This is a genomic window from Corallococcus sp. EGB (genome assembly GCF_019968905.1).
GTDB lineage: Bacteria > Myxococcota > Myxococcia > Myxococcales > Myxococcaceae > Corallococcus.
This window is the reverse complement of record NZ_CP079946.1, coordinates 5993735-6014298: the sequence shown is the minus strand read 5'-3', so window position 1 is coordinate 6014298 and position 20564 is coordinate 5993735. Positions and strand designations below refer to the sequence as shown.

The following is a 20564-nucleotide window of genomic DNA, read 5'->3' as shown; positions in this document are numbered from 1 at the left end:
CGGTCCTCCCCGTCAGACGGTAACGGGGGGCATCCTGCCAGAGTCCCGTCTAACGCTGGACGCTGGGCGCGAACGCCGGGGTGGGCAGGGAGGAGGCCTCCGGGGGCCGGCGCAGCTCGCCGGTGGCGTCCAGGAGCTGGTCGTCCAGCCGCTTCAGCAGGAAGAGGACATAGGCGGACAGGGCGGACAGGACGGCGGCCATGATGCCCAGCAGCATGCCGCGCTGCCAGCGGTAGGCCTGCTCCATCACCCCGCGGCGTTCCTTGAAGGTCTTCAGCTGGGCGTCCACGGAGGTGCCGTCCAGCTTCTGGGCGAAGTCGGAGGCCTGGGCGCTGCCTCGGGCCATGAGCCAGCGGCCCTCGGCCTGCAGGGCCTCGGAACGGGCGTAGCAGAACGCAGCCCCGCCCGCGCAGAACAGGGAGATGCACAAGGCCGCTGTCACGCTCCGGGTGCCCATGCCACCAACCCTCCGGAAACTCCGTTGGCGCGACCTCATAACAGGCCGCGACTGCTCCGGCTTTCCGAAGACAGTAGCGGATGCTAGGGACGGCTTCTGACATGGGCAAGCCCTACCGTCCTAAAGACCACTATTTCCAGAAAGCCAAGCAAGAGGGCCTGCGCGCGCGTTCCGCGTTCAAGGTGGACGAGATCCTCAAGCGCTTTCCCGGCTCCGTGAAGAAGGGCGCGGCGGTGCTGGATCTGGGCGCGGCGCCGGGCGGGTTCCTCCAGATTCTCGCGGACGCGGTGGGGATGAACGGGCGCGTCGTCGGCGTGGACATCGTGGCCATCCGGCCCTTCACCCAGAAGTGGGTGACGACGGCGGTGCTGGACGTGCTCGCGGACGACTTCGACGCGAAGCTGGCCGCGATGTACGACGGCCCCTACGACGCGGTCATCTCCGACATGGCGCCCAAGACGTCCGGCATCAAGAGCACGGACGAGGCGCGCAGCCTGCGGCTCGCGGGCAAGGCGCTGGAGGTGGCCGCCACGCGCGGCCGGCCAGGCGGCACCTTCGTGGCCAAGGTCTTCATGGGGGGCGACTTCGAGGCCTTCCGTGACGAGGTACGCCAGCACTTCGAGGAGGTGAAGATCGTCCGCCCCGAGGCCACGCGCGGCGCCAGCATGGAGGTCTACGTGGTGGGGCTGCGCCGCAAGGCCCCGGCGCCGTAGCTCCCCTGAAACGAGAAGGGAACGCCAGCGGCGCGGGCGGCGTCTAGAGTGCCGCCCCTATGTCTTCTCCACCGCGCCCGCGTCCATCCGCCTCCGTGTTGTGCCTGCTGTTCCTCGTCGTGTCCTCCGTATCCGTGGCGGCGCCCGCAGCGAAGGCGCCCCCGACGTGGAAGGCCATCGACGCGCTCGTCGCCGATGACAAGGTGGAGTCCGCCGCGCAGGGCGCCGAGGCCCGGCTGGCCGAGGCGAAGGCCCAGGGCGACGCGGACGAGTGGACGCGCGCGCTGGTGCGCACGGTGCAACTGCGCTCGCGGCTTCACGGCTACGAGACGACGGTGCGCTTCCTGCGCGAGCAGCCCTGGCCGGAGGGGGTACGGCAGCAGGCCACGCTGCAACTGTTCTACGCGGCGGTGCTCGCGAACTACCTGCAGGCCTACGGCTACGAGATTGGCCAGCGCGAGCAGGTGGTGACCTCCGGGCCGGTGGACCTGAAGGCGTGGACGAAGGATCAGCTGGTGACGGAGATCCAGCGCACCTACGCCGCCGTCTGGGAGACGCGGGCGAAGTTCGGCACCGAGCCCGTGAAGGTGCTGTCCGAGTACATCGAGCCCAACACGTATCCGGAGGGCATCCGCTCCACGGTGCGCGACGCGGTGACGTACCTGTGGGTGGAGTCGCTGGCGAACACGGGGCTGTGGCGCCCGGAGCAGGAGCAGGGCGTGTACCGGCTGGACCTGGGCGCATTGCTCTCCGGCACGCCGAAGGTGGAGCTGAAGGCTCCGTCCGTGCATCCGCTGCTGAAGGTGGCGGCGGTGCTGGGAGACCTGGAGGCGTGGCACCTGGCGGCGGGCCGGCGCGAGGCGGCGCTGGAGGCGCGGCTGCGGCGCTATGAGGTCCTGTCGACGTCGTTCACCGAGGCGGCGGATCGGCGGCGCATCCGTGAGCACCTGGCCGAGCACCTGAAGGGCTTCCGGGACGTGCCGTGGTGGTCCATGGGCCAGCACCAGCTCGCGGAGATGGAGGACCAGGCGGGCCGGCCCATCACGGCGCATGCGCTGGCGAAGGCGGGCGCGGAGGCGTGGCCGACGTCGCTGGGAGGCGCGGAGTGCCGGGCGCTGATGGCGGAGCAAGAGACCCCGGAGCTGTACGCGTCCGTGATGCAGGTGGACGGACCGGGGCAGCGCTCCATCCAGGTGCAGCACCGCAACCTGGGAGCGGTGTACTTCCGGGCGTACGCGCTGGACGTGGAAGCGCGGCTCGCGAAGCCGGATGCGGACCTGTCGCTATACGCCAACAACACGGAGGCGTTGCGCCTGTTGACGTCGCGCAAGGCGGACGCCGCGTGGAGCGCGGCGCTGCCGCCCACGCCTGACTTCCAGCGGCACCAGACCTTCGTGACGCTGCCCGCGCTCAAGCCGGGTACCTACGTCATCGTCGTGTCCACGCGCGAGGACTTCGCGAAGAAGGACAGCCGGCTCCTGTCCCTGCCGATGTCCGTGTCGCCGTGGGCGGTGACGGTGCGCAAAATCTATCCCCATCAGGCGGAGGTGCGCGTGGTGGACGGGGCCACGGGTGCGGGTGCGCCGAACGTGGAGGTGCGGCTGGTGAAGCAGGACTACCGCACGCGCCGCTTCACCATCGCCAGCCGCCGCACCGACGCCAACGGAGACCTGCTGCTGGCAGGGACGGATGCGGGCAGCTACGAGGACATGATTCTGGTGGTGGGCCGGGGGAAGGGCGCGATGGTGTTCCCGGGCGCGGTGTACCTCGCGCCCTTCCATGAGGCGCCCTCGCAGGCCCAGACGCTCATCTACACGGACCGCACCGTCTACCGGCCCCAGCAGAAGCTCTTGTGGAAGGTGGTGGCCTACCAGCCGGAGGAGGCATCGAAGCGCTACCGCGTCCTGCCGGATTCGCCGGTGACGGTGACGCTCATGGACCCCAACGGCCAGGAGGTGGCGAAGCGCGAGGCGCGCACCAACGCGTTCGGCTCCGTGGCCGGCGAGTTCGACATTCCCTCCGGGCGACCCCTGGGGCAGTGGAGCGTGCACACGAGCCCCAACGGCTATAGCTGGGTGCGCGTGGAGGAGTACAAGCGGCCCACCTTCGAGGTGACGCTGAAGGACGCGCAGGATGCGCTGCGGATCAACAAACGCGCCAGTTTCCAGGGTGAGGCGCGCTACTACTTTGGCCTTCCAGTGACGCGCGGCGCGGTGAAGTGGCGCGTGTCGCGCGAGCCGGTGCTCCCGCGCTGGTGGTTCTGGGAGCCCATCCCGACCGCTGCGGAGCTGGTGGCCTCCGGCACCGCCACGGTGGGCGAGGACGGCGGCTTCACCGTGGCCTTCACGCCGGAGGCGGACGAGCGGCTCGCGAAGGCGCAGGGCATGTCCTGGCGCTACCGCGTGGAGGCGGACCTGACGGACGAGGGCGGCGAGACGCGCTCCGCGAGCCGGGCCTTCCGCCTGGGCTTCGTGTCGGTGGAGGGCCGCGTGGAGTCCGACGCGGGCTTCGTGCGCGAGGACTTCCCGTCGGAGGTGCGGCTCGTGCGCTCCAACCTGGACGGCGCTCCTCAGGCTGGCCCGGGCCGCTGGCGGCTCATCGCGCTGAAGGCGCCGGCCCGTCCGCTGATGCCGTCGGAGGTGCCGGTCGAAAAGCTCCAGTCCCTGGACTCGGAGGCGCAGGCGGGCAAGGAGATGACGCCCACGCCGGGTGATGCGCTCAAGGCCCGCTGGGATACGACCTTCGACGTGGAGCAGACGCTGCGGCGCTGGGACGACGGCGCGGAGGTGGCGCAGGCGGCGGTGACGCATGGCGCGGATGGTGTCGCCACCGTGAAGCTGCCGGCCCTGCGCGCGGGCGCGTACCGCCTGCGTTACGAGACGACGGACGCGTTCGGTCAGAAGGCCACTGCGCAGCAGGACTTCCTGGTGGCGGGGGCCCGCGCACCGGCGGGAGTGCCGGCGGTGTTGGCGGCCGAGCGCACGAGCGTGCGCGTGGGTGAGGTGGCGCGGCTGCTGGTGACCTCCGGCTTCGAGGGCCAGCTGCTGGTGATGGACGTGTACCAGGGGCGCCAGCGCATCGAGCACCGTCAGTTGAAGGCGGGGCAGGGGCGGGCGGTGGTGGAGCTTCCGGTGACGGAGGCCCTGCGCGGCGGCTTCACGGTGGTGCTGTCGATGGTTCGCGACTGGCAGGCACTGAGCTTCCAGCAGACAGTGGCCGTGCCCTTCGACGACAAGGAGCTCAGCGTGGAGTTCGCCACGTTCCGCGACACGCTGCGGCCCGGCGCGAAGGAGACCTTCCGCGTGACGGTGAAGGGGCCGAAGGGCGCGAAGCTGGAGGCGGGCGCCGCGGAGTTGCTCGCGTACATGTACGATCAGTCGTTGAACGTCTTCGGACCGCACACGCCGCCGCAAGTGGCGCAGCTGTATCCGCAGCAGTCGGTGTACGTGGACGTCCGGTCGTCCGGGGGAACCTTTGGCGCGGACTGGCTCTTCGACGAGCTCAACCAGGGCAGGACCGCGGTGTCGGAGCCCCGCGAGGACACGCTGAAGTTCGAGGACGGCTACGGCCTGGGTGGGCCGGGCTACCGAAACTACTTCGGGGGGCGCCCCATGCGTGCCATGGCCGCCTCGAAGCCTGGGGCCGTGCAGCGGGAATCAGAGGATCGCGCGGCGCCTCCTCCTCCGCCGCCGGCCCCCGCGCCCTCCGCCGCGATGCCCAAACCGTCGGGCGAGCGGGCGCAGGAGCAGAAGCGGCGCGAGCGCATCGTGAGCATCAATGGCGAGCCCGTGGCCGGGGCCGATGCGTCGGGGGAGCAGCCGCTGCGCTCGAACTTCGCGGAGACGGCGTTCTGGATCCCGCAGCTGATTACCGGCCCGGATGGCGCGGCGGTGCTGGAGTTCACGGTGCCGGATTCGGTGACGGCCTGGGACATCTGGGTGCACGCGCTCACGCGCGACCTGCGCGGGGGCTCCACGCAGAAGACCACCCGCAGCGTGAAGGAGCTGATGGTGCGCCCGTACCTGCCGCGCTTCCTGCGCGAGGGTGACCGTGCGGACCTGGAGGTCGTGGTGAACAACGCGGGGGGCCAGACGCAGCAGGGCCAGCTCACGTTCGACATCGTGGATCCGGACACGCAGAAGAGCCTGCTCTCGGACTTCGGCGTGAAGACGGCCACGCAGGCCTTCACGGTGGCGGCAGGGAAGGGCACGCACCTGCGCTTCCCCATCACCACGCCCGCGCGTGTGGGACCGGTGGCCTTCCGCGTCGTCGCGAAGACGGGCGCGTTCAGTGATGGCGAGCTGCGTCCCCTGCCGGTGCTGCCAGGCCGCATGCACCTGTCCCAGTCGCGCTTCGCGATGTTGAACAACCAGGACCGCCGCGCGCTGACGTTCGACGACCTGAAGAAGTCGGACGACCCCACGCGCGTGAACGAGCAGCTCGTGGTGACGGTGGACGCGCAGCTCTTCTACTCCGTGCTCCAGGCGCTGCCGTACCTGGTGGACTACCCCTACGAGTGCACGGAGCAGACGCTCAACCGCTTCGTGTCCACCGGCATCGTCTCCAGCCTCTTCGGCAAGTATCCCGCGGTGGCGAAGGTAGCCAAGGACCTGAGCCAGCGCAGCACGCGCTTCGAGACCTGGGACGACGTCGACCCGAACCGGAAGATGGCGCTGGAGGAGACGCCCTGGCTCAACGAGGCGAAGGGCGGGACGGGCTCCGACGACGCGCTCCTGCGCGTGTTGGATCCGAAGGTGGCCCAGGCCCAGCGCGTGTCCGCGATGGCGAAGCTGCGCAAATCGCAGAACGCGGACGGCGGCTTCCCCTGGTGGCCCGGCGGCCCGTCGTCTCCGTACATGACGCTCTACCTGCTGCACGGCTTGTCGCGCGCGATGGAGCACGGCGTGGAGGTGCCGCCCTCGATGACCGCGCAGGCGTGGGAATACCTCACCATGCACTTCCGGAACGACTACGCGAACCAGCTGATGAAGAAGGACCAGGGCTGGGAGTTCCTCACGTTCCTCAACTTCGTGGCGTCGGCGTACCCGGATGCGCGCTACACGGGCGAGGCGCTCAGCGCCGCCGAGCGGCAGGGCATGCTCGACTTCTCCTTCAAGCACTGGAAGCAGCATTCGCCGTACCTCAAGGGGTACCTGGCGCTGACGCTGAACCGCGCGAAACGCACGAAGGACGCGCAGAAGGTCTGGGACAGCGTGATGGACTCCGCGAAGACGTCGCAGGACCTGGGCACGTACTGGGCGCCGGAGGACCGGGGGTGGCTCTGGTACAACGACTCCACGGAGACGCACGCCTTCGCGCTGCGCACGCTGTCGGAGCTGCGCCCGAAGGATCCTCGCCGCGCGGGCCTGGTGCAGTGGCTGCTCCTGGACAAGAAGCTGGGCCACTGGAAGTCCACGCGCGCCACGGCGGAGGCCCTCTACGCGCTGGTGAACTACATGGAGGCGGAGGGCTCGCTGGCCGTGCGCGAGGAGCTGAAGGTGACGGTGGGCCCGAAGGTGGTCTCCATGGCCTTCTCACCGGACGTGTACACGGGGAAGAAGAACCAGGTGGTCCTCTCCGGGCCGGAGGTCAACGCGAGCACCGCGAGCACGGTGGTGGAGAAGACGACCCCGGGCTTCGCCATCGCCTCCGCGACGTGGCACTTCTCCACGGAGGAGCTGCCGAAGGAGGAGCGCGGGGACTTCTTCCAGGTGTCACGCCGCTACTTCGTGCGGATCCGCGAGGGCAACCAGACGCTCCTGCGCCCGCTGTCCGACGGCGCGACCCTGCGGCCCGGTGACGAGGTGGAGGTGCAGCTGTCGCTGCGCACGAAGCACGCGGCGGAGTACGTGCACCTGAGGGACCCGCGCGCCGCGGGCCTGGAGCCGGAGAACGCTCAGTCGCGCCACAGGTGGGACCTGGGCATCGTCTGGTACGAGGAGACGCGCGACTCGGGGACGAACTTCTTCTTCGAGTCGCTGCCGGCCGGTGAGTACACGTTCAAGTACCGGCTGCGCGCGAACCTCGCGGGCACCTTCCGCGTGGGCCCGGCGACGGTGCAGTCCATGTACGCGCCGGAGTTCACCGCGTACTCCACCGGCGCGGTGCTCACCGTGGACAAGGCGCCGTAGGCCTCGGTGGGGAGGGGGCCGGCGCCCCGTGTGGCGCCGGTCCGTTACTCCGCGCAGGTGGCGGCTTCGTCGGTGGGGTGCAGCGTGGCGATGCCATAGGTGCCGTTGCGCGTGCCGCACCAGATGCGCCAGTTACCACCGCCGATGTCCGGCGCCGCGTAGACGCCGCCTTCCTTCTTCGCCCCGCCGCGCGCACAGCACCGTGCGAAAGCACGGATTCCGATGGCGGCGATGGAGACCGCGTCCTGCGACGTCGAGAAGCCACCCGTCCGCTTCACGCCGCAGGACCACGGCGAAAGGCCCTTGAAGCGGATGAGGTACTGGTCGCCCTGCACCGCGTCCTCGCCCTTCGCGGGGCCCTGGTAGCAGACCTTCCCTTCCGCCTCGAGCTGCGCGTAGCGGGGCAGGAAATGGAGGCCGCCAATCGGGCCGCGCTGCCAGTCGTCCCCGCAGAAGACATGCGTGAACGCGTTGCGCGGGCCGGTGCTCACCCACAGGCTCGTGAGCCATTCGATGTTCGCCTGCCGTGAGCCCGGACGGCCTGCCGCGGACAGCGCGCGCTGCACCCGCGCGTCGTCGTAGTGCTTCGCGAAGAAGCGCTGCACGTCCCCGGCGCTCACGCTCGCGTCGGGGCGCGCGGGGCACAGGTCCAGCACCTCGCGGTCCAGCGCGGTCAGCGCCGGAACCTTGGCGAAGAGGGGCGGTTGATCACACGTGCTCGCGCAGGCCGCGCCTACGCCCGGAGCCGCGGCACGGCCCGCGGGGGCCCGGACCGCCACGGTTTCTTCTTCCGCCGCGTCGACGCCCCGGGCCGCCTGCTGCTGGCGCGTGTTCTCGTGGTCCGCGCGCACGAGCGCGTCCGTGCCCGGCGCCTTGCGCACGGCGTCCGTGGGCGTGCCATCGCAGAGCACCCAGCCCTCCGCCTTTGGCCCCTGGAGCTTGCACCACGCGCGGTTGGGGCCTCCCTTCTTCACGAGCGGATAGGACACACCCGGCTGCACGGAGAAGACGACCCTGGAGGACTCGGGCTGCTCCACCGCGTCCACGGCCTCGTCGGTGGTGAAGACGCCGCTGCCCGCGAGCGCCATGGGAGACACGGAGAGGGCCAGGAAGAAGCAGGCGAGCGACCCGGAAAGGCGCATGATGCGCCCGACTCTAACAGGCGCGCCCGAAGCCCGCTGTTCCCCGGTTGCGCCCGGCGCCGCGCCGCGAAATAAACGCGCCCGCTATGAAACCGATGAATTTCCGAGGCCGCTGGGTGCTCATTACCGGCGCGTCGTCCGGCCTGGGGCTGGAGATGGCCCGCCTGCTCGCGAAGGAGCACGGCGCCCACATCATCGCCGTCGCCCGCCGCGAGGACCGGCTCACCGCGCTCAAGACGGAGCTCGAGTCCGCGCACGGTGTGCAGGTGCTGCCCCTGTCCGCGGACCTCACGAAGCCCGGTGACGCCGCGCGCGTCTTCGAGACCGCCACCTCGGGCCGCAGCGTCGACGGCGTCATCCTCAACGCTGGCATCACCTACTTCGGCCACGCGCTGGATCAGCCGCCCGAGTCCTTTGACGCGATGCTGGCCACCAACATCACGAGCGTGGTGCGCATGTCGCAGCTCTTCGGCGCGCACTTCGCGAAGCGGGAGGGGGGCGGGGCGCTGATGCTCGTGGCGAGCATGGCGGGCTTCTCGCCGCTGCCGTACCAGGCGGCCTACGCGGCGACGAAGTCATTCGTCATCAGCTACGGGCGCAGCCTGGCCTACGAGCTGCGCAAGGCCGGCGTGTCCATCACCGTCTTCGCACCGGGCGGCATCGCCACGGAGATGCTGTCGCTGTCCGGCCTGGACCGGAAGTTCAAGGCGGGGGACCTGGGCATCATGTCCGCGGAGGCCTGCGCCCGCATCGCCGTGGACGCCTTCGTCCGCCGCCGCGAGCTGGCCATCCCCGGCATCCTCAACCGCTTCCTTGCCACGATGTTCAAGGTGCTGCCCCAGGGCTTCCTCGTGGGGCGCTCCGCCGCCATGTACGAAGGCGGGCTCCCGAAGGAGCCGCCCGCGACCTGAACCCAGGCCCGGGCGGCACCTGACCGCGGCGCTCAGGCCAGCTTCACCCGCGCCGCCTTCAGCTTGCCCACCTGCACGGTGTACTCGCCGGCCCCCAGCTCCGCCTTGGGGTCGGTGACCTTCTCGCCGTTCACCCGGACGCCGCCCTGGGTCATCAGCTTGCGCGCCTCCGTGGCGGACGCGACGAGCTTCGTCTCCGGCAGCAGCTTCGTGACGAAGAGCTTCTCCGCCCCCGCGAGCGACACCTCCACGAGCGGCAGGTCCTCCGCGGACAGCTCCTTCTTGGCGAAGCGCTTCTCGAAGTCCTCCGCCGCCTTGCGGCCGGCCTCCTCACCCTGGAAGCGCGCGGCCATCTCCCGCGCGAAGGCGACCTTCGCGGCCTTGGGGTGGGCCTGGCCGGACTTCGTCTTCTCCTCCAGCTCCAGCACCTGCTTGAGCGGCATGGACGACAAGAGCTTGTAGTACCGCCACATCAGGTCGTCCGTGATGCTCATCAACTTGCCGAAGATGGTGTCCGCCGGCTCGTCGATGCCCACGTAGTTGTCCAGGCTCTTGGACATCTTCGCGCCGCTGATGACGCCGTCCACCAGCTTCGCGTCCAGGCCCTCCAGGATGGGGCCGGTCATGATGACCTGCGGCTCCATGCCCTCTTCCTTCATCAGCTGCCGGCCCACCAGCAGGTTGAAGAGCTGATCCGTCGCGCCCAGCTCCACGTCCGCCTTCAGCGCCACGGAGTCGTAGCCCTGCAAGAGCGGGTAGAGGAACTCGTGGATGGCGATGGAGAGGTTGTCCCGGTAGCGCTTCTTGAAGTCGTCGCGCTCCAGCATGCGCTGCACGGAGTAGCGCGCCGCCAGGCGGATCATCCCCTCGGTGCCCAGCGCGTCGAGCCACTCCGAGTTGAACTTCACCACCGTCTTGTCCGGGTCCAGGACCTTGAAGACCTGCTGCTTGTAGGTCTCCGAGTTGACCTTCACCTGCTCGCGGGTGAGCGGAGGACGGGCCGCGTTCTTCCCGGACGGGTCCCCGATGAGCGCGGTGAAGTCACCGATGAGGAACACCACCGTGTGGCCGAACTCCTGGAAGCGCCGCATGCGCGTGAGCAGCAGCGTGTGGCCCAGGTGCAGGTCGGGACGGCTGGGGTCGAAGCCCGCCTTGATGACCAGCGGCTTGCCCTGGTCATACGAGCGCTGGAGCTTCTTCTTGAGGTCCTCCGGCACGTGCAGGTCCACGGTGCCTCGGGTGACTTCTTCGAACTGTTCTTCGGGGGTCGCCTTGCGCAGTGCGTCCGGGTTCATGGCGCCGCGGACACTAGCCCAAAAAAGACGACGGGCAGGGCGGGACTTCCGTGTCCGCCCCGCCCGTGGTTGTCCGCCCCGATGCTCGGGAGCCGCTCAGGTGTCCAGGAAATCCCAGCTGCGGCAGAGACCGCGCAGCGTCTGGCTCTGGGTGACGACCTGGTCCATGTCCACGTCGTCGCTCGTGGTGGGCAGCGCCTGGACGATCTGATCGTCGAAGGCGAGCCCCACCCGGCGGCTGCGCGGGCTGGCCGCCTTGAGGGTGGCGTCGTAGTAGCCGCCGCCGCGCCCCAGCCGCTTGCCGTCCGGGCTGAAGCCCAGCCCGGGGACGACGAAGAGGTCGATCTGGTCCACCGGAATCAGGTCCGAGGAGTTCGTGGGCTCGCGGACGCCCAGGCGCCCCGGCTCCAACTCGCTCTCCGACTTGATGGCCCGGAAGGCCAGGATGCGCCCGTGCACGTGGGACAGCGGGTAGCAGACGATCTTTTCGTCCTGCAGCGCCGCGATGAGGATGTCCCGGGTGGGCACCTCGCCCCGGATGGGGGCGTAGAGGGCCACCGTGCGCGCGTTCTGATAGTAGGGCGACGCCAGGAATCGAGACTGGACCTTCAGGCCCCGCTCATCAATGAGGTCGTTGGTCATCGCCTTGCGGCGCGCCGTCAGTTCCTCACGAAGCGTTACCTTCTTCTCCGCCGCCGCCGCCGTATCCACCGCCGTCTCGCTCACCGCCGCCGCTCCAAAGAAAGAGTCCCCCGCCGAGCCGTGTGCCCAGCGTCCATTGAACCCTTAGAAGCCAGGTGGGGACCGAAATCATGTCACCGCAGGCTTCCCTCATCCCCGGTGAAGGGGGAGGGCTTGCACATGGCGACCGAAACGGACCCCGGAATGGACGTATCGGTTCGAATTTCTGCTGGGCATCACGCACCCCGCAGGGAACAGACCTTTACTGCTCAAATCTCGCTACAAGTCCTTAGAATCACTGGGAAATTCCCAGGTCGTTCTGGGAAAATGATAAGGACGGAGAAGCGTGCGGTCAAGCCGTCCTCGCGCGTTTACAAGCCGCCCCGGGGACTTCTATGATGCCCGAGTCCCTGACATGTTGCGTCCGACCCCAACATTGGCTCTCGCGGCGGTAGCCTGCCTCACCTCCGGATCCGCCTGGGCGGGTCCGCAGCTGAACAGTACCTACCAGGCGGATGCCTTTGGTCCCATCGATTTGCGCTCGGACGGGGTGCACCTGGTCGGCACCGCGCCGGCCGGCGGGCCCTGCCAGCGCCCGGCCGCCGAGCAGATCCTGAAGGGCGCCTTCCAAGGCAACGTCTTCCTGGGCGAGCTCACGCTCTGTCAGACGGGGGATACCTGCACGCCGTCCGTGTCCTTCCCTGTGATGCTCGTCTACAACGAGGAGGAGCGGGCGCTGGGCGGCGTGGTGAGGCTGGAGCCGGAGTGCGACTCTCCCGCGCTGCCCAAGAGCCGGATGCTGGTGCTCCGGGCGACGGAGCAGGGCGCATCCCTGACGCCCGCGCCGGCGCCAGCCGCTGAAGCGCGCCAGGCGTCGGAGCAGCGTCAGGCCCAGGCCCCAGTGCCGCCCCCGCCGTCGGGTGGGGCCGCGCAGGTGGCGGCGCAGCGCCGGCTGGAGCCGGTGGATGTGGCGGCCACGTTGAAGCAGGGACAGGCGCTCCTGGCGACGAACCCCTTCGCCGCGTCGCAGCAGTTCCAGCTGGTGCTGGCCCAGGAGAAGGAGAAGAACAACGTCTCCGCGCTGACCGGCATGGGCGTGTCCCACTACCTGCGCAAGCAGCAGCCGGAGGCGCTCAAGTACCTGGAGCAGGCGCGCCTCGCGAGCAGCGGGGCGGGGCTGGCCCGGGGGGAGGTCAACTTCTGGACGGCGTGCGTGAAGCGGGCGGCCCAGGAGACGCGCCTCGCGCAGGACGCGTTGCGCCGCGCGCTGTCGGATGGGTGGACCGCGCCGGAAGGCAACTTGCTGGTGGAGCGCGAGCTCCAGCAGTTCTCCAATGAAGGAGCGGGGTACGAGGCGCTGGTGAAGCAGGCCCGCAGTCGCAAGCGGGTCCAGGGCCGTGAGTCGCAAGGAGCTGGAAGCGCCAGCCCGTGAACGCGCCGAACTCCGCCTCGAAGCCCGTCCGGGTCTTCGGCAACTACGAAATCCAATCGCTGCTGGGCAAGGGCGGCATGGCCGAGGTGTACCGTGCCCGCGTGCGCTCCGGTCCGTACGAGGGCTGGACGGTGGCGCTCAAGCGGCTGTTGCCCGCGCTCACCCGCGATCCGGCGTCAGTGGACCTCTTCCGCCGCGAGGCGCAGCTGTCGCGCCAGCTGGACCACCCGAACATCGTGAAGGTGTTGGACGCCGGGATGCTGGACGACGTGTCCTTCCTGGTGATGGACCTGGTGGACGGGCGTGACCTGGGCCACATCCTGCGCCGGTGCAAGGCGCGCGGGATCCCGCTCCCCGTCGACTTCGCGGTGTACCTGGCGAAGGTGTTGCTGGAGGCGCTCGCGTACGCGCACACGGCCACCGGGCCTGAAGGCAAGCCGCTGGGCATCGTCCACTGCGACGTGTCCCCGTCCAACCTGTTCATCTCCCGCGTAGGAGAGATCAAGCTGGGCGACTTCGGCGTGTCTCGCGTGCTGGTGGACGGCAAGCTCCAGGGCGGCGAGGTGCTGGGCAAGCCGTACTACCTGTCCCCGGAGTCGCTGCAGGGCGCCGTCACGCCGGAGGCGGACCTGTGGGCCGCGAGCGTGGTGCTCTACGAGCTGCTCACGCTGGGCCGGCCCTTCGTGGGCACGACGCCGGAGGAGGTCTTCGCCGGCATCCTGTCGCGCAAGTACCGGCCCCTGCGCGCCGTGCGTCCTGACGTCCCCCACGCCCTGGATGATGTGCTGGCGCGCGCGTTCGCGGAGAACCCCGAGGACCGCTTCCCGTCCGCGGAGGAGTACGCGAAGGCCCTGGCGCCGCACTTCGACGAGCGCGTGGGGACACCGCTGGCCATCGCGGCGGTGGTGCGTGGCCTGTTCGGCACCACGGATGAGATGCCCGTGTACCGGAGCTCGCCGTCCAGCAGCTCCTCGGAAGACAACGGGTAGCCGGGCGGGCAGGGCCCTGGCGTGCGGCTTGCCGGACGGTGGAGCCCGCTGCGGCGCCTGCCTGGGATGATGACCTTTCCTCCTGCGAACACGCACCGGGAGGAACCCATGGCGACCGAGCGCAAGCAGCAGCAGCCCGAGCAGGACGAGCCCACCCGCGAGACGCGCCGGGGCGACGAGCGGCTTCCGCCCAAGCGCGACGAGGCCAAGGAGGATGGCCTCCCGGGTTACGGACAGCCCGACCCGGACGTGCGCGAGAAGAACCTGCCGGACCAGAAGTGGTGATCAGCCCAGCGCGCGCACGAGGGGGACGTGGGTGCAGAGCGCTTCCACGACGCGTTCCACCTCGGCGTGCGTGGTGGACGGGCCCAGGCTGAAGCGCAGGCTCCCACGCGCTTCGGCCGGGGACAGGCCCATGGCGCGCAGCACGTGGGACGGGGACAGCGTGCCGGATGCACAGGCCGCTCCCGACGAGACGCGGATGTCCTCCAGGTCCAGCGCCATCAGCAGTGCTTCACCCTCCACGCCCTCGAAGCGCAGGTTGCTGGTGTTGGGCACGCGAGGCGCGGAGCCCCCGTTCACCGTCACTCCGGGCAGCCGCTGGAGGACCTGGTGTTCGAAGGCGTCCCGCAGGGCGGCGACCCGCGCGGCGGTGGCGGCCTGGTCCCCGGCGGCCAGCTCCAGGGCCAGGGCCAGGGCCTCCGCGTAGGGCACGTTCTGCGTGCCTCCTCGCCGGCCCCCCTCCTGGTGCCCTGGGGTGAGCGCCCGCACGTCCACGCCCTTGCGCACCACGAGCACGCCCACGCCCTGGGGACCGCCGAACTTGTGCGCGGAGAGGGAGAGGAGGTCCGCGTCCGCTTCGCGCAAGGTGAGCGGCACCTTGCCCGCGGCCTGCACGGCGTCCGTGTGGAAGAGGATGCCGCGCTGACGGCACGCGCGCGCGGCCTCGGCCACCGGCTGGAGCACGCCCGTCTCGTTGTTGGCCCACATCAGCGAACACAGCGCGGTGTCCGGCGTGAGCGCCTCCAGGACGGCCTCCAGCGGCACGCGGCCGTCGGAAGCAGGGGACAGCCGCACCACCTGCGCGCCGTCCTTCTCCAACTGCGTGAGCGCTCCGAGCGCCGACGGATGCTCCACCGTGGTGGACACCACGCGGCGGCGCTCCTTCACCGGGCGGGCCGCGTAGGCGCCAACGAGCGCGAGCGCATCCGCCTCACTGCCTGACGCCGTGAAGGTGATCTCCTTCGGCTCGCAGCCCAGGACGCGCGCCACCTTCGCTCGCGCCGCGTCCAGCCGGGCGCGGGCCTCTCGCCCCCCGCCGTGCACGCTGGACGCGTTGCCGAAGCCTCCTTGCGTGAAGGCCCGGGCGAGCAGCGCGCCCACCTCCGCGCGCACCGGCGCGGCGGCGTTGTGGTCCCAGTAGATCACGTGTCCTGCGCGGACAGCAGCGACACCGGCCGCTCCTCGGAGACGCCAAAGGCTTCGAGGAAGCGCGACACCACCTCGCGCTTGAGCGCCTTGCGCTTGGCCGCGCTGCCGGACAGGGGCAGCCGCGCGCCCGCCATGCTGCCGTGGCCGCCGGAGGAGCCGCCCAGGTCGTCGCACAGCTCGCGGATGAGGCGGCCCGCGTTCATGCGCCGGTCCTTCACCCGCAGGCTCAAGAAGAGCTGGTTGCGGAACGTCCCGTACGCCAGGGACCACTTCATCCCCTCCAGGTACATCATCCGCTCGGCGACCTCGGCCACCAGGTCCGGGGAGTAGACCTCCTCCAGGTCGGTGATGATGGCGGTGCCGTAGACCTTCGCCTTCTCGATGGACGTGTGGAACAGCTGGAAGAAGCGAGCGGGCAGCTCCGGGTGCTCAATCTGTCCCAGGAGCTGCTTGTCGCAGCGGGGGAACAGCCAGAGGTAGCTGTCCACGTCCGTCTGGGTCGTCTCGCGGCCCAGGTCCCGCGTGTCCGCCTTGATGCCGTAGAAGAGCGCGGTGGCGATCTCCACGGACGGCTCCAGGCGGGCGGCCCGCAGGTACTCCACCAGCATGGTGGAGGTGGCGCCGAAGTCGCCGCCCACGTCCGCGAAGGGGGCCAGCAGGCTCTCCTCGCGCAGCGGGTGATGGTCCACCACCAGGTCCGCGCGGTAGCGCGCCGGCAGCGAGTGGTTGCGCACGGGCGGCTGCGTGTCCACCAGCCCGAAGAGGTCGTACTGGCTGAAGTCGATCTGCGACACGTGCGACACCGGCAGCCGCAGCACGCGCACGAAGGCGACGTTCTCCGCGCGGCCAATGATGCCGCCGTAGCCCACGTGGGCCTCGAGGCCGGCCTTGCGCTCCAGCAGGTGCGCGAGCGACACCGCCGCCGCCATCGAGTCGGGGTCCGGGTTGTCGTGCGTCAGGATGAGCGCCCGGCGGTGGCCCTTGGCCACCTGGAGCAGACGGCCCAGCTTGTCGGAGGCTGGCATCTTCGCCAACCGCGCTGGCGGAGGCTCCGTGAGCTCGCTCCCCGCAGGAGGCTGGGTGCGGCGGCTTTGGAGGGAGGGGGTGACAGGCATGGGGGCTCTTCTTTTACTTCCTCCGGCACAGGGATTCGAGAAGTCGGATGTTCTCCCCATAACGTTCCGGAAAGGGTGTTTCCAGCACCCCAATGGTGTCGACGAACCTCGCGTCCTTCATCAGGCAGCGGAAGGCCGTCAGTCCGATTGTTCCCTTGCCTGGTTCCTCATGCCGGTCCACCCGGCAACCCAGGTCTTTCTTGCAATCATTGAGATGAAAGGCGCGCACCCGGTGGAGCCCCACCCGCCGGTCGCACTCGTCCATCACGGCCGCGTAGCCCCTGGGGGTCCGCAGGTCGTAGCCCGCCGCGAACAGGTGGCACGTGTCCAGGCACACCGCCAGCCGCGCTTCGTCCTCGACGCGGCAGAGCAGCTCCTCCAGGTGCTCGAAGCGCCAGCCCAGCGCGTTGCCCTGGCCCGCCGTCACCTCCAGGCAGAGGCGGGCCTTCATGCCGGGGCAGCGGCGGTGCACTTCATCCAGCCCTTCGGCGATGAGGCGCAGGCCGCGCGCTTCGTCCGCGTGGGAACCCGGGTGGAGGATGAGCATCGGGATGCCCAGGCGCTCGCAGCGGGTGAGCTCCTCGGTGACGCACGCGAGCGACCTCTCGCGGGCCTCCGGCGCCTCACCGGCCAGGTTCACCAGGTAGCTGCCGTGGGCGATGACGGGGAGGCCGGTGCGGCGGGCCTCCGCGCGGAAGGCCCGGGCCTCTTCGTCCGTCAGCGCGGGGGCGCTCCAGCCCCGCGCGTTCTTCGTGAAGATCTGCAGGGCGCGCGCACCGTGCGCTTCGGCGCGCTGGAAGGCCTGGCTCACGCCCCCGGCAATGGATTCGTGAGCCCCGATGCGCACGGCTTCGACTTCGTCGCTCTCTCCGCGGCTACTCGACGGTCTTGTACTTGCGGCCGAGGTCGCGGAAGTACTTCACGCCGTTGTCCAGCGAGTTCTCCATCGCGTCCATCAGCACCGTGCGGAACGTGGCCACGGGCGCGCGGAAGGACTCGTAGTAGCGCTGCCGGTCGATGGAGTGGATGACCGCGGGCATGTAGCCGTTGCGCAGCAGGATGAGGTTGCTGCACATGCGCCCCACCTTCCCGCTGTGCTCGGTGAAGGGGAAGATCTGCAGGAACTCGTGCTGCACCACCGCCGCCTGCTTGATGGGGTGGAACTCGCGGAACTCCGCGCTGGCCGTGTGGTCCACGAGCTTCTCCAGCCGGGCCTGGATCTTCGCCGGCTGGGTGATGTCGTGGAAGTAGGTGCGGTGCAGGGGCATGTCCTTGCGCAGCCCCGCGCGGTCGCGCTCCTTGGCCAGCTCCTTCTCCGTGCGCTCCCGGCGCTCCATGCGGGCGCGCTCCGCCAGGGCCTCCGGCGTGTTGCCCAGGAAGAGGTCGTGCATCCGCTTGATGGTGGTGAGCGTGAGCGCGGACTGCTTCTTCGCGCCCGCGGCCTCCTCGCGGATGAAGTCCGCCACCGCCTTGTGGTTGCGGATCTCCAGCACCACCGGGATCATGGAGGCTTCCGCCGCCGTGCGCTCGGGGAAGAGCGCCGCCATCAGCTCCTGGTGCGTGTACACGACGCCTTCGAGCGCGGCGTCGTGGTAGATCCACGACATCTCGAAACGGTCGAGGAACTCACGCGCGGGCTGCTTGTCCTTGTAGATCTCGAGGTACTCGCGCAGCTGCTCGTTCTTCTCGTCGATGTCCTGGTAGCGTTCCTTCACGGACTGCGGCTCCTTGTCGCCCCGGCCCGCCCCGGGCGCTGATCCCGGAGACTGCGCCGGGGGGTACAACGGCACGTGGATTCTAGAAATTCCGCGCGGTTGGAACAAATAAAACCCGACTACAGATTCACCAGGAACACCTCACAGGCCTGATCGAGGAGGTCTTTTGAAAGGGCTGGCGGGATTTGCCGGTATCGGGCCGCGTCCCGGATGAGTGAAACCAGGTCGCGCGGGTGACAGGAGCGCATCTCCATGCTGCGCGGCTTGTAGTAGTGCTCCACCAGGTAGGTGATGGCCTGGTCCACGTAGGGGATGCCCGCCGCCTCACACACCCGGCGGAAGATCTCCCGGTAGGACTCCTCGTCCGGGTTGCCGACCTCTATCTTGTACTTGATGCGGCGCAGGAACGCCTCGTCCACCAGCTCCTTGGGGTCCAGGTTGGTGGAGAAGACGAGGAGCTGATCAAAGGGAATCTCGAACTTCTTGCCGGTGTGCAGGGTGAGGAAGTCCACCCGCTTCTCCAGGGGGACGATCCACCGGTTGAGCAGGTCCGTGGGGTGGACCTTCTGGCGGCCGAAGTCGTCGATGAGGAGCATGCCGCCGTTGGCCTTCACCTGGAACGGCGCCTCGTAGAAGCGGGTGCTCTCCGAGTAGATGAGGTCCAGCGTCTCCAGCGTCAGCTCGCCGCCCACCACCACCGCGGGGCGCCGGCAGAGCGCCCAGCGCTTGTCCATCTCGAAGGTCTGCCGGCGGCCGCTGGCGTCGCGGTCCATCTCCAGCGACACGGGCGTGTGGATGATGCGGTCGAAGACCTTGATGATCTGGTTGTCGATCTCCAGGCAGTGCGGGACGAAGACCTCGCCGCCGAACATGTTGGAGATGGCCTCCGCCAGGCTCGTCTTGCCGTTGCCCGGCGGGCCATAGAGGAAGAGGGAGCGGCCGGAGTTCACGGCCGGGCCCAGCTTGTCCATCAGCTCCGCGGAGACGGTGAGGTGGCTCAGGGCGGCGACCAGGTCCTCCTGGCCCACGACGGGCGTCTCCTCCGTCTGGCTGCTGATGAGGGCGTTGTACTGCTCGATGGGGACGGGGGCGGGGCCCACGTAGGTGGAGCGGGTGAGGGCGTCGCGGGCGTACTCGCGGCCCTTCTCCGTGAGGGCGAACTCCACGGACGCGCGGCCAAAGCCCTTGCCGCCGCGCAGGTCCACGAGCTTCTCCGCGGCGAGGAAGTCCACCACGTGCTCCACCACGCCGGACCAGGGCAGGCACATGCTCTCCGCGATGGCCACGCCCGTGCCGGTGCCGGCGTAGTAGAGGAACTTGAGGCCCAGGTCCGACAACAGACCCATCCTCAGTCCCGTGTCCTCCAGCGACTTCGGCTCCCCCGGAGCGATGTCGAGGATGGACGGGTTCTCCAGCTTGAAGGGATTGTCTTCGTAGGCGTAGCCGGCGGGAGGCATCGGGTACGGGTTCTACCCGATTCCCCCGGCCGCCGGGGCTTCGCGTCCCAGGGACTGTCGTCAGACGTAGGTCAGCCAGTCCGCATAGCGGGCCTCCTGGCCTCGCACGACGCGGAAGTACATGTCCTGGATGTACCGGGTGATGGGGCCGGGCTTGCCGTCGCCAATCTGGCGGTTGTCCACCTCGCGCACGGGGGTAATCTCCGCGGCGGTGCCGGTGAAGAAGACCTCGTTGCAGATGTAGAGGGCGTCACGGGTGACGGTGACCTCCTCGATGGTGGTGTGGCCGGCGTCGCGCAGCAGCCGCAGCACCGTGTCGCGGGTGATGCCGTCCAGGACGGGGGACGAGAGGGGCGGCGTCTTGATGATGCCCTTCTTGTTCACGAGGAAGATGTTCTCCCCGGAGGCCTCCGCGACGAAGCCGCTGATGTCCAGGAGGATGGCCTCGTCGTAGCCGGCGAGCACCGCCTCGCGCTTGGCGAGGATGGAGTTCACGTACTGGCCGGTGATCTTCCCGCGCACCATGTTCACGTTCACGTGGTTGCGCGTGAACGAGCTGACCTTGGCGCGGATGCCTTCCTTCAAGCCCTTGTCACCCAGGTACGCGCCCCAGTCCCAGGCGGTGATGCCCACGCGGGTGGGGTTCACCGCGCCCAGGCCCATGGCGCCGTCGCCCATGAAGGCGACCGGGCGCAGGTACGCGCCGTTGGCGAACTGCGCCTTCTGCGTGCGCAAGAGCTCCAGCGTGGCCTCCACCAGCTCATCCTCGGTGTAGGGCATCTTCAGCATGATGATGTGCGCTGAATCCATCATGCGGCGGATGTGCTCGCGCAGCCGGAAGACGGCGAGCCGGCCGTCATGGGTCTTGTAGGCGCGGATGCCCTCGAAGACGCCCAGGCCGTAGTGGAGGGCGTGCGTCATCACGTGCACGTTGCCCTCGTCCCATTTCATCAGCTTCCCATCGAGCCAGATGTGTTCGGCGCGCAGCACGGTGGATGAGGTCGAGCTCATCGGGAAGTACCTCTCGGGCTAGGGGTGGGACCGCTGAAGAACTTGTACCCAGGTGCACCTGGGACGCAAAGCGTGAAGTGCCAA

The 20564-nt window shown here is 69.3% G+C and carries 16 protein-coding genes and 1 other RNA gene; 6 read left to right on the top strand and 11 right to left on the bottom strand.

The annotated features are described in order from the left end of the window. Positions 1-49: 49 nt before the first annotated feature. Positions 50-457: a hypothetical protein gene (locus tag KYK13_RS24690; RefSeq protein WP_223634084.1), complete on the bottom strand. Its 408-nt coding sequence runs from the start codon at positions 455-457 to the stop codon at positions 50-52. Between the two features lie 80 nt (positions 458-537). On the opposite strand from KYK13_RS24690, the gene KYK13_RS24685 reads away from it, so the two are divergent. Both KYK13_RS24685 and KYK13_RS24680 read left to right on the top strand, forming a co-directional pair. Next, the gene (locus KYK13_RS24685; protein WP_223634082.1) at positions 538-1170 is read left to right on the top strand and encodes an RlmE family RNA methyltransferase; all 633 of its coding nucleotides are present in this window, start codon (positions 538-540) and stop codon (positions 1168-1170) included. Positions 1171-1229: 59 nt separating this feature from the next. After that, positions 1230-7301 carry an alpha-2-macroglobulin gene (locus KYK13_RS24680; protein ID WP_223634080.1) on the top strand — a complete coding sequence of 2024 codons (6072 nt, stop codon included), beginning with the start codon at positions 1230-1232 and terminating at the stop codon, positions 7299-7301. Positions 7302-7345: 44 nt separating this feature from the next. On the opposite strand, the gene KYK13_RS24675 is transcribed toward KYK13_RS24680, so the two are convergent. Beyond that, positions 7346-8443, bottom strand: a complete 1098-nt coding sequence (locus tag KYK13_RS24675; protein ID WP_223634078.1) for an EndoU domain-containing protein — start codon at positions 8441-8443, stop codon at positions 7346-7348. A gap of 95 nt (positions 8444-8538) precedes the next feature. Between KYK13_RS24675 and KYK13_RS24670 the strand changes: the two genes are divergently transcribed. Continuing rightward, entirely contained in the window at positions 8539-9354 is an 816-nt protein-coding gene (locus KYK13_RS24670) for an SDR family oxidoreductase (RefSeq protein WP_223634077.1), read from the top strand. A gap of 32 nt (positions 9355-9386) precedes the next feature. On the opposite strand, the gene tyrS is transcribed toward KYK13_RS24670, so the two are convergent. From tyrS to ssrS, 3 genes are all read right to left on the bottom strand, one after another. Then, positions 9387-10649, bottom strand: coding sequence for a tyrosine--tRNA ligase (gene tyrS / locus KYK13_RS24665; RefSeq protein WP_223634075.1), 1263 nt, complete (start codon positions 10647-10649; stop codon positions 9387-9389). Between the two features lie 96 nt (positions 10650-10745). After that, positions 10746-11375 carry a 5-formyltetrahydrofolate cyclo-ligase gene (locus KYK13_RS24660; RefSeq protein WP_223634073.1) on the bottom strand — a complete coding sequence of 210 codons (630 nt, stop codon included), beginning with the start codon at positions 11373-11375 and terminating at the stop codon, positions 10746-10748. Positions 11376-11394: 19 nt separating this feature from the next. Continuing rightward, positions 11395-11587, bottom strand: a non-coding RNA gene (ssrS, locus tag KYK13_RS24655) — 6S RNA. Between the two features lie 158 nt (positions 11588-11745). On the opposite strand from ssrS, the gene KYK13_RS24650 reads away from it, so the two are divergent. The 3 genes from KYK13_RS24650 (at position 11746) to KYK13_RS24640 (ending at position 14036) form a co-directional block, all read left to right on the top strand. Then, positions 11746-12762: a hypothetical protein gene (locus KYK13_RS24650; RefSeq protein ID WP_223634071.1), complete on the top strand. Its 1017-nt coding sequence runs from the start codon at positions 11746-11748 to the stop codon at positions 12760-12762. A 77-nt stretch (positions 12763-12839) separates the two neighbouring features. Beyond that, on the top strand, positions 12840-13751 hold the full coding sequence (locus tag KYK13_RS24645) for a serine/threonine-protein kinase (protein WP_370645440.1): 912 nt from the start codon (positions 12840-12842) through the stop codon (positions 13749-13751). Positions 13752-13859: 108 nt separating this feature from the next. Beyond that, positions 13860-14036 (top strand): hypothetical protein, encoded by a 177-nt coding sequence (locus KYK13_RS24640; RefSeq protein ID WP_223634065.1) that lies wholly within the window; start codon positions 13860-13862, stop codon positions 14034-14036. Here the strand turns inward: KYK13_RS24640 and KYK13_RS24635 are convergent, their stop codons facing one another. The 6 genes from KYK13_RS24635 to KYK13_RS24610 form a co-directional block, all read right to left on the bottom strand. Further along, positions 14037-15179: a cysteine desulfurase family protein gene (locus tag KYK13_RS24635; protein ID WP_223634062.1), complete on the bottom strand. Its 1143-nt coding sequence runs from the start codon at positions 15177-15179 to the stop codon at positions 14037-14039. It abuts the gene before it with no gap. Continuing rightward, a complete protein-coding gene (locus KYK13_RS24630) occupies positions 15176-16297 on the bottom strand; it encodes a bifunctional oligoribonuclease/PAP phosphatase NrnA (RefSeq protein WP_223634059.1) in 1122 nt (373 codons plus the stop codon). Before KYK13_RS24630 ends, KYK13_RS24635 begins: the two co-directional genes overlap by 4 nt. Before the next feature lie 13 nt (positions 16298-16310). Beyond that, positions 16311-17144: a deoxyribonuclease IV gene (locus KYK13_RS24625; protein WP_223634056.1), complete on the bottom strand. Its 834-nt coding sequence runs from the start codon at positions 17142-17144 to the stop codon at positions 16311-16313. 28 nt (positions 17145-17172) lie between these two features. Next, positions 17173-18012, bottom strand: a complete 840-nt coding sequence (locus KYK13_RS24620) for a Fic family protein (RefSeq protein WP_223634053.1) — start codon at positions 18010-18012, stop codon at positions 17173-17175. A gap of 119 nt (positions 18013-18131) precedes the next feature. Beyond that, the gene (locus KYK13_RS24615; RefSeq protein ID WP_223634050.1) at positions 18132-19469 is read right to left on the bottom strand and encodes an AAA family ATPase; all 1338 of its coding nucleotides are present in this window, start codon (positions 19467-19469) and stop codon (positions 18132-18134) included. Positions 19470-19529: 60 nt separating this feature from the next. Next, positions 19530-20480 carry a branched-chain amino acid transaminase gene (locus KYK13_RS24610; protein ID WP_223634048.1) on the bottom strand — a complete coding sequence of 317 codons (951 nt, stop codon included), beginning with the start codon at positions 20478-20480 and terminating at the stop codon, positions 19530-19532. Positions 20481-20564: the final 84 nt, after the last annotated feature.

Excerpts from the sequence above, each read along its gene's own strand:
- KYK13_RS24690 (WP_223634084.1), bottom strand. The coding sequence starts at position 457 with ATGGGCACCCGGAGCGTGACAGCGGCCTTGTGCATCTCCCTGTTCTGC.
- KYK13_RS24685 (WP_223634082.1), top strand. The coding sequence starts at position 538 with ATGCTAGGGACGGCTTCTGACATGGGCAAGCCCTACCGTCCTAAAGAC.
- KYK13_RS24680 (WP_223634080.1), top strand. The coding sequence starts at position 1,230 with ATGTCTTCTCCACCGCGCCCGCGTCCATCCGCCTCCGTGTTGTGCCTG.
- KYK13_RS24675 (WP_223634078.1), bottom strand. The coding sequence starts at position 8,443 with ATGCGCCTTTCCGGGTCGCTCGCCTGCTTCTTCCTGGCCCTCTCCGTG.
- KYK13_RS24670 (WP_223634077.1), top strand. The coding sequence starts at position 8,539 with ATGAATTTCCGAGGCCGCTGGGTGCTCATTACCGGCGCGTCGTCCGGC.
- tyrS (WP_223634075.1), bottom strand. The coding sequence starts at position 10,649 with ATGAACCCGGACGCACTGCGCAAGGCGACCCCCGAAGAACAGTTCGAA.
- KYK13_RS24650 (WP_223634071.1), top strand. The coding sequence starts at position 11,746 with ATGTTGCGTCCGACCCCAACATTGGCTCTCGCGGCGGTAGCCTGCCTC.
- KYK13_RS24645 (WP_370645440.1), top strand. The coding sequence starts at position 12,840 with ATGGCCGAGGTGTACCGTGCCCGCGTGCGCTCCGGTCCGTACGAGGGC.
- KYK13_RS24640 (WP_223634065.1), top strand. The coding sequence starts at position 13,860 with ATGGCGACCGAGCGCAAGCAGCAGCAGCCCGAGCAGGACGAGCCCACC.
- KYK13_RS24630 (WP_223634059.1), bottom strand. The coding sequence starts at position 16,297 with ATGCCTGTCACCCCCTCCCTCCAAAGCCGCCGCACCCAGCCTCCTGCG.
- KYK13_RS24615 (WP_223634050.1), bottom strand. The coding sequence starts at position 19,469 with ATGCCTCCCGCCGGCTACGCCTACGAAGACAATCCCTTCAAGCTGGAG.
- KYK13_RS24610 (WP_223634048.1), bottom strand. The coding sequence starts at position 20,480 with ATGAGCTCGACCTCATCCACCGTGCTGCGCGCCGAACACATCTGGCTC.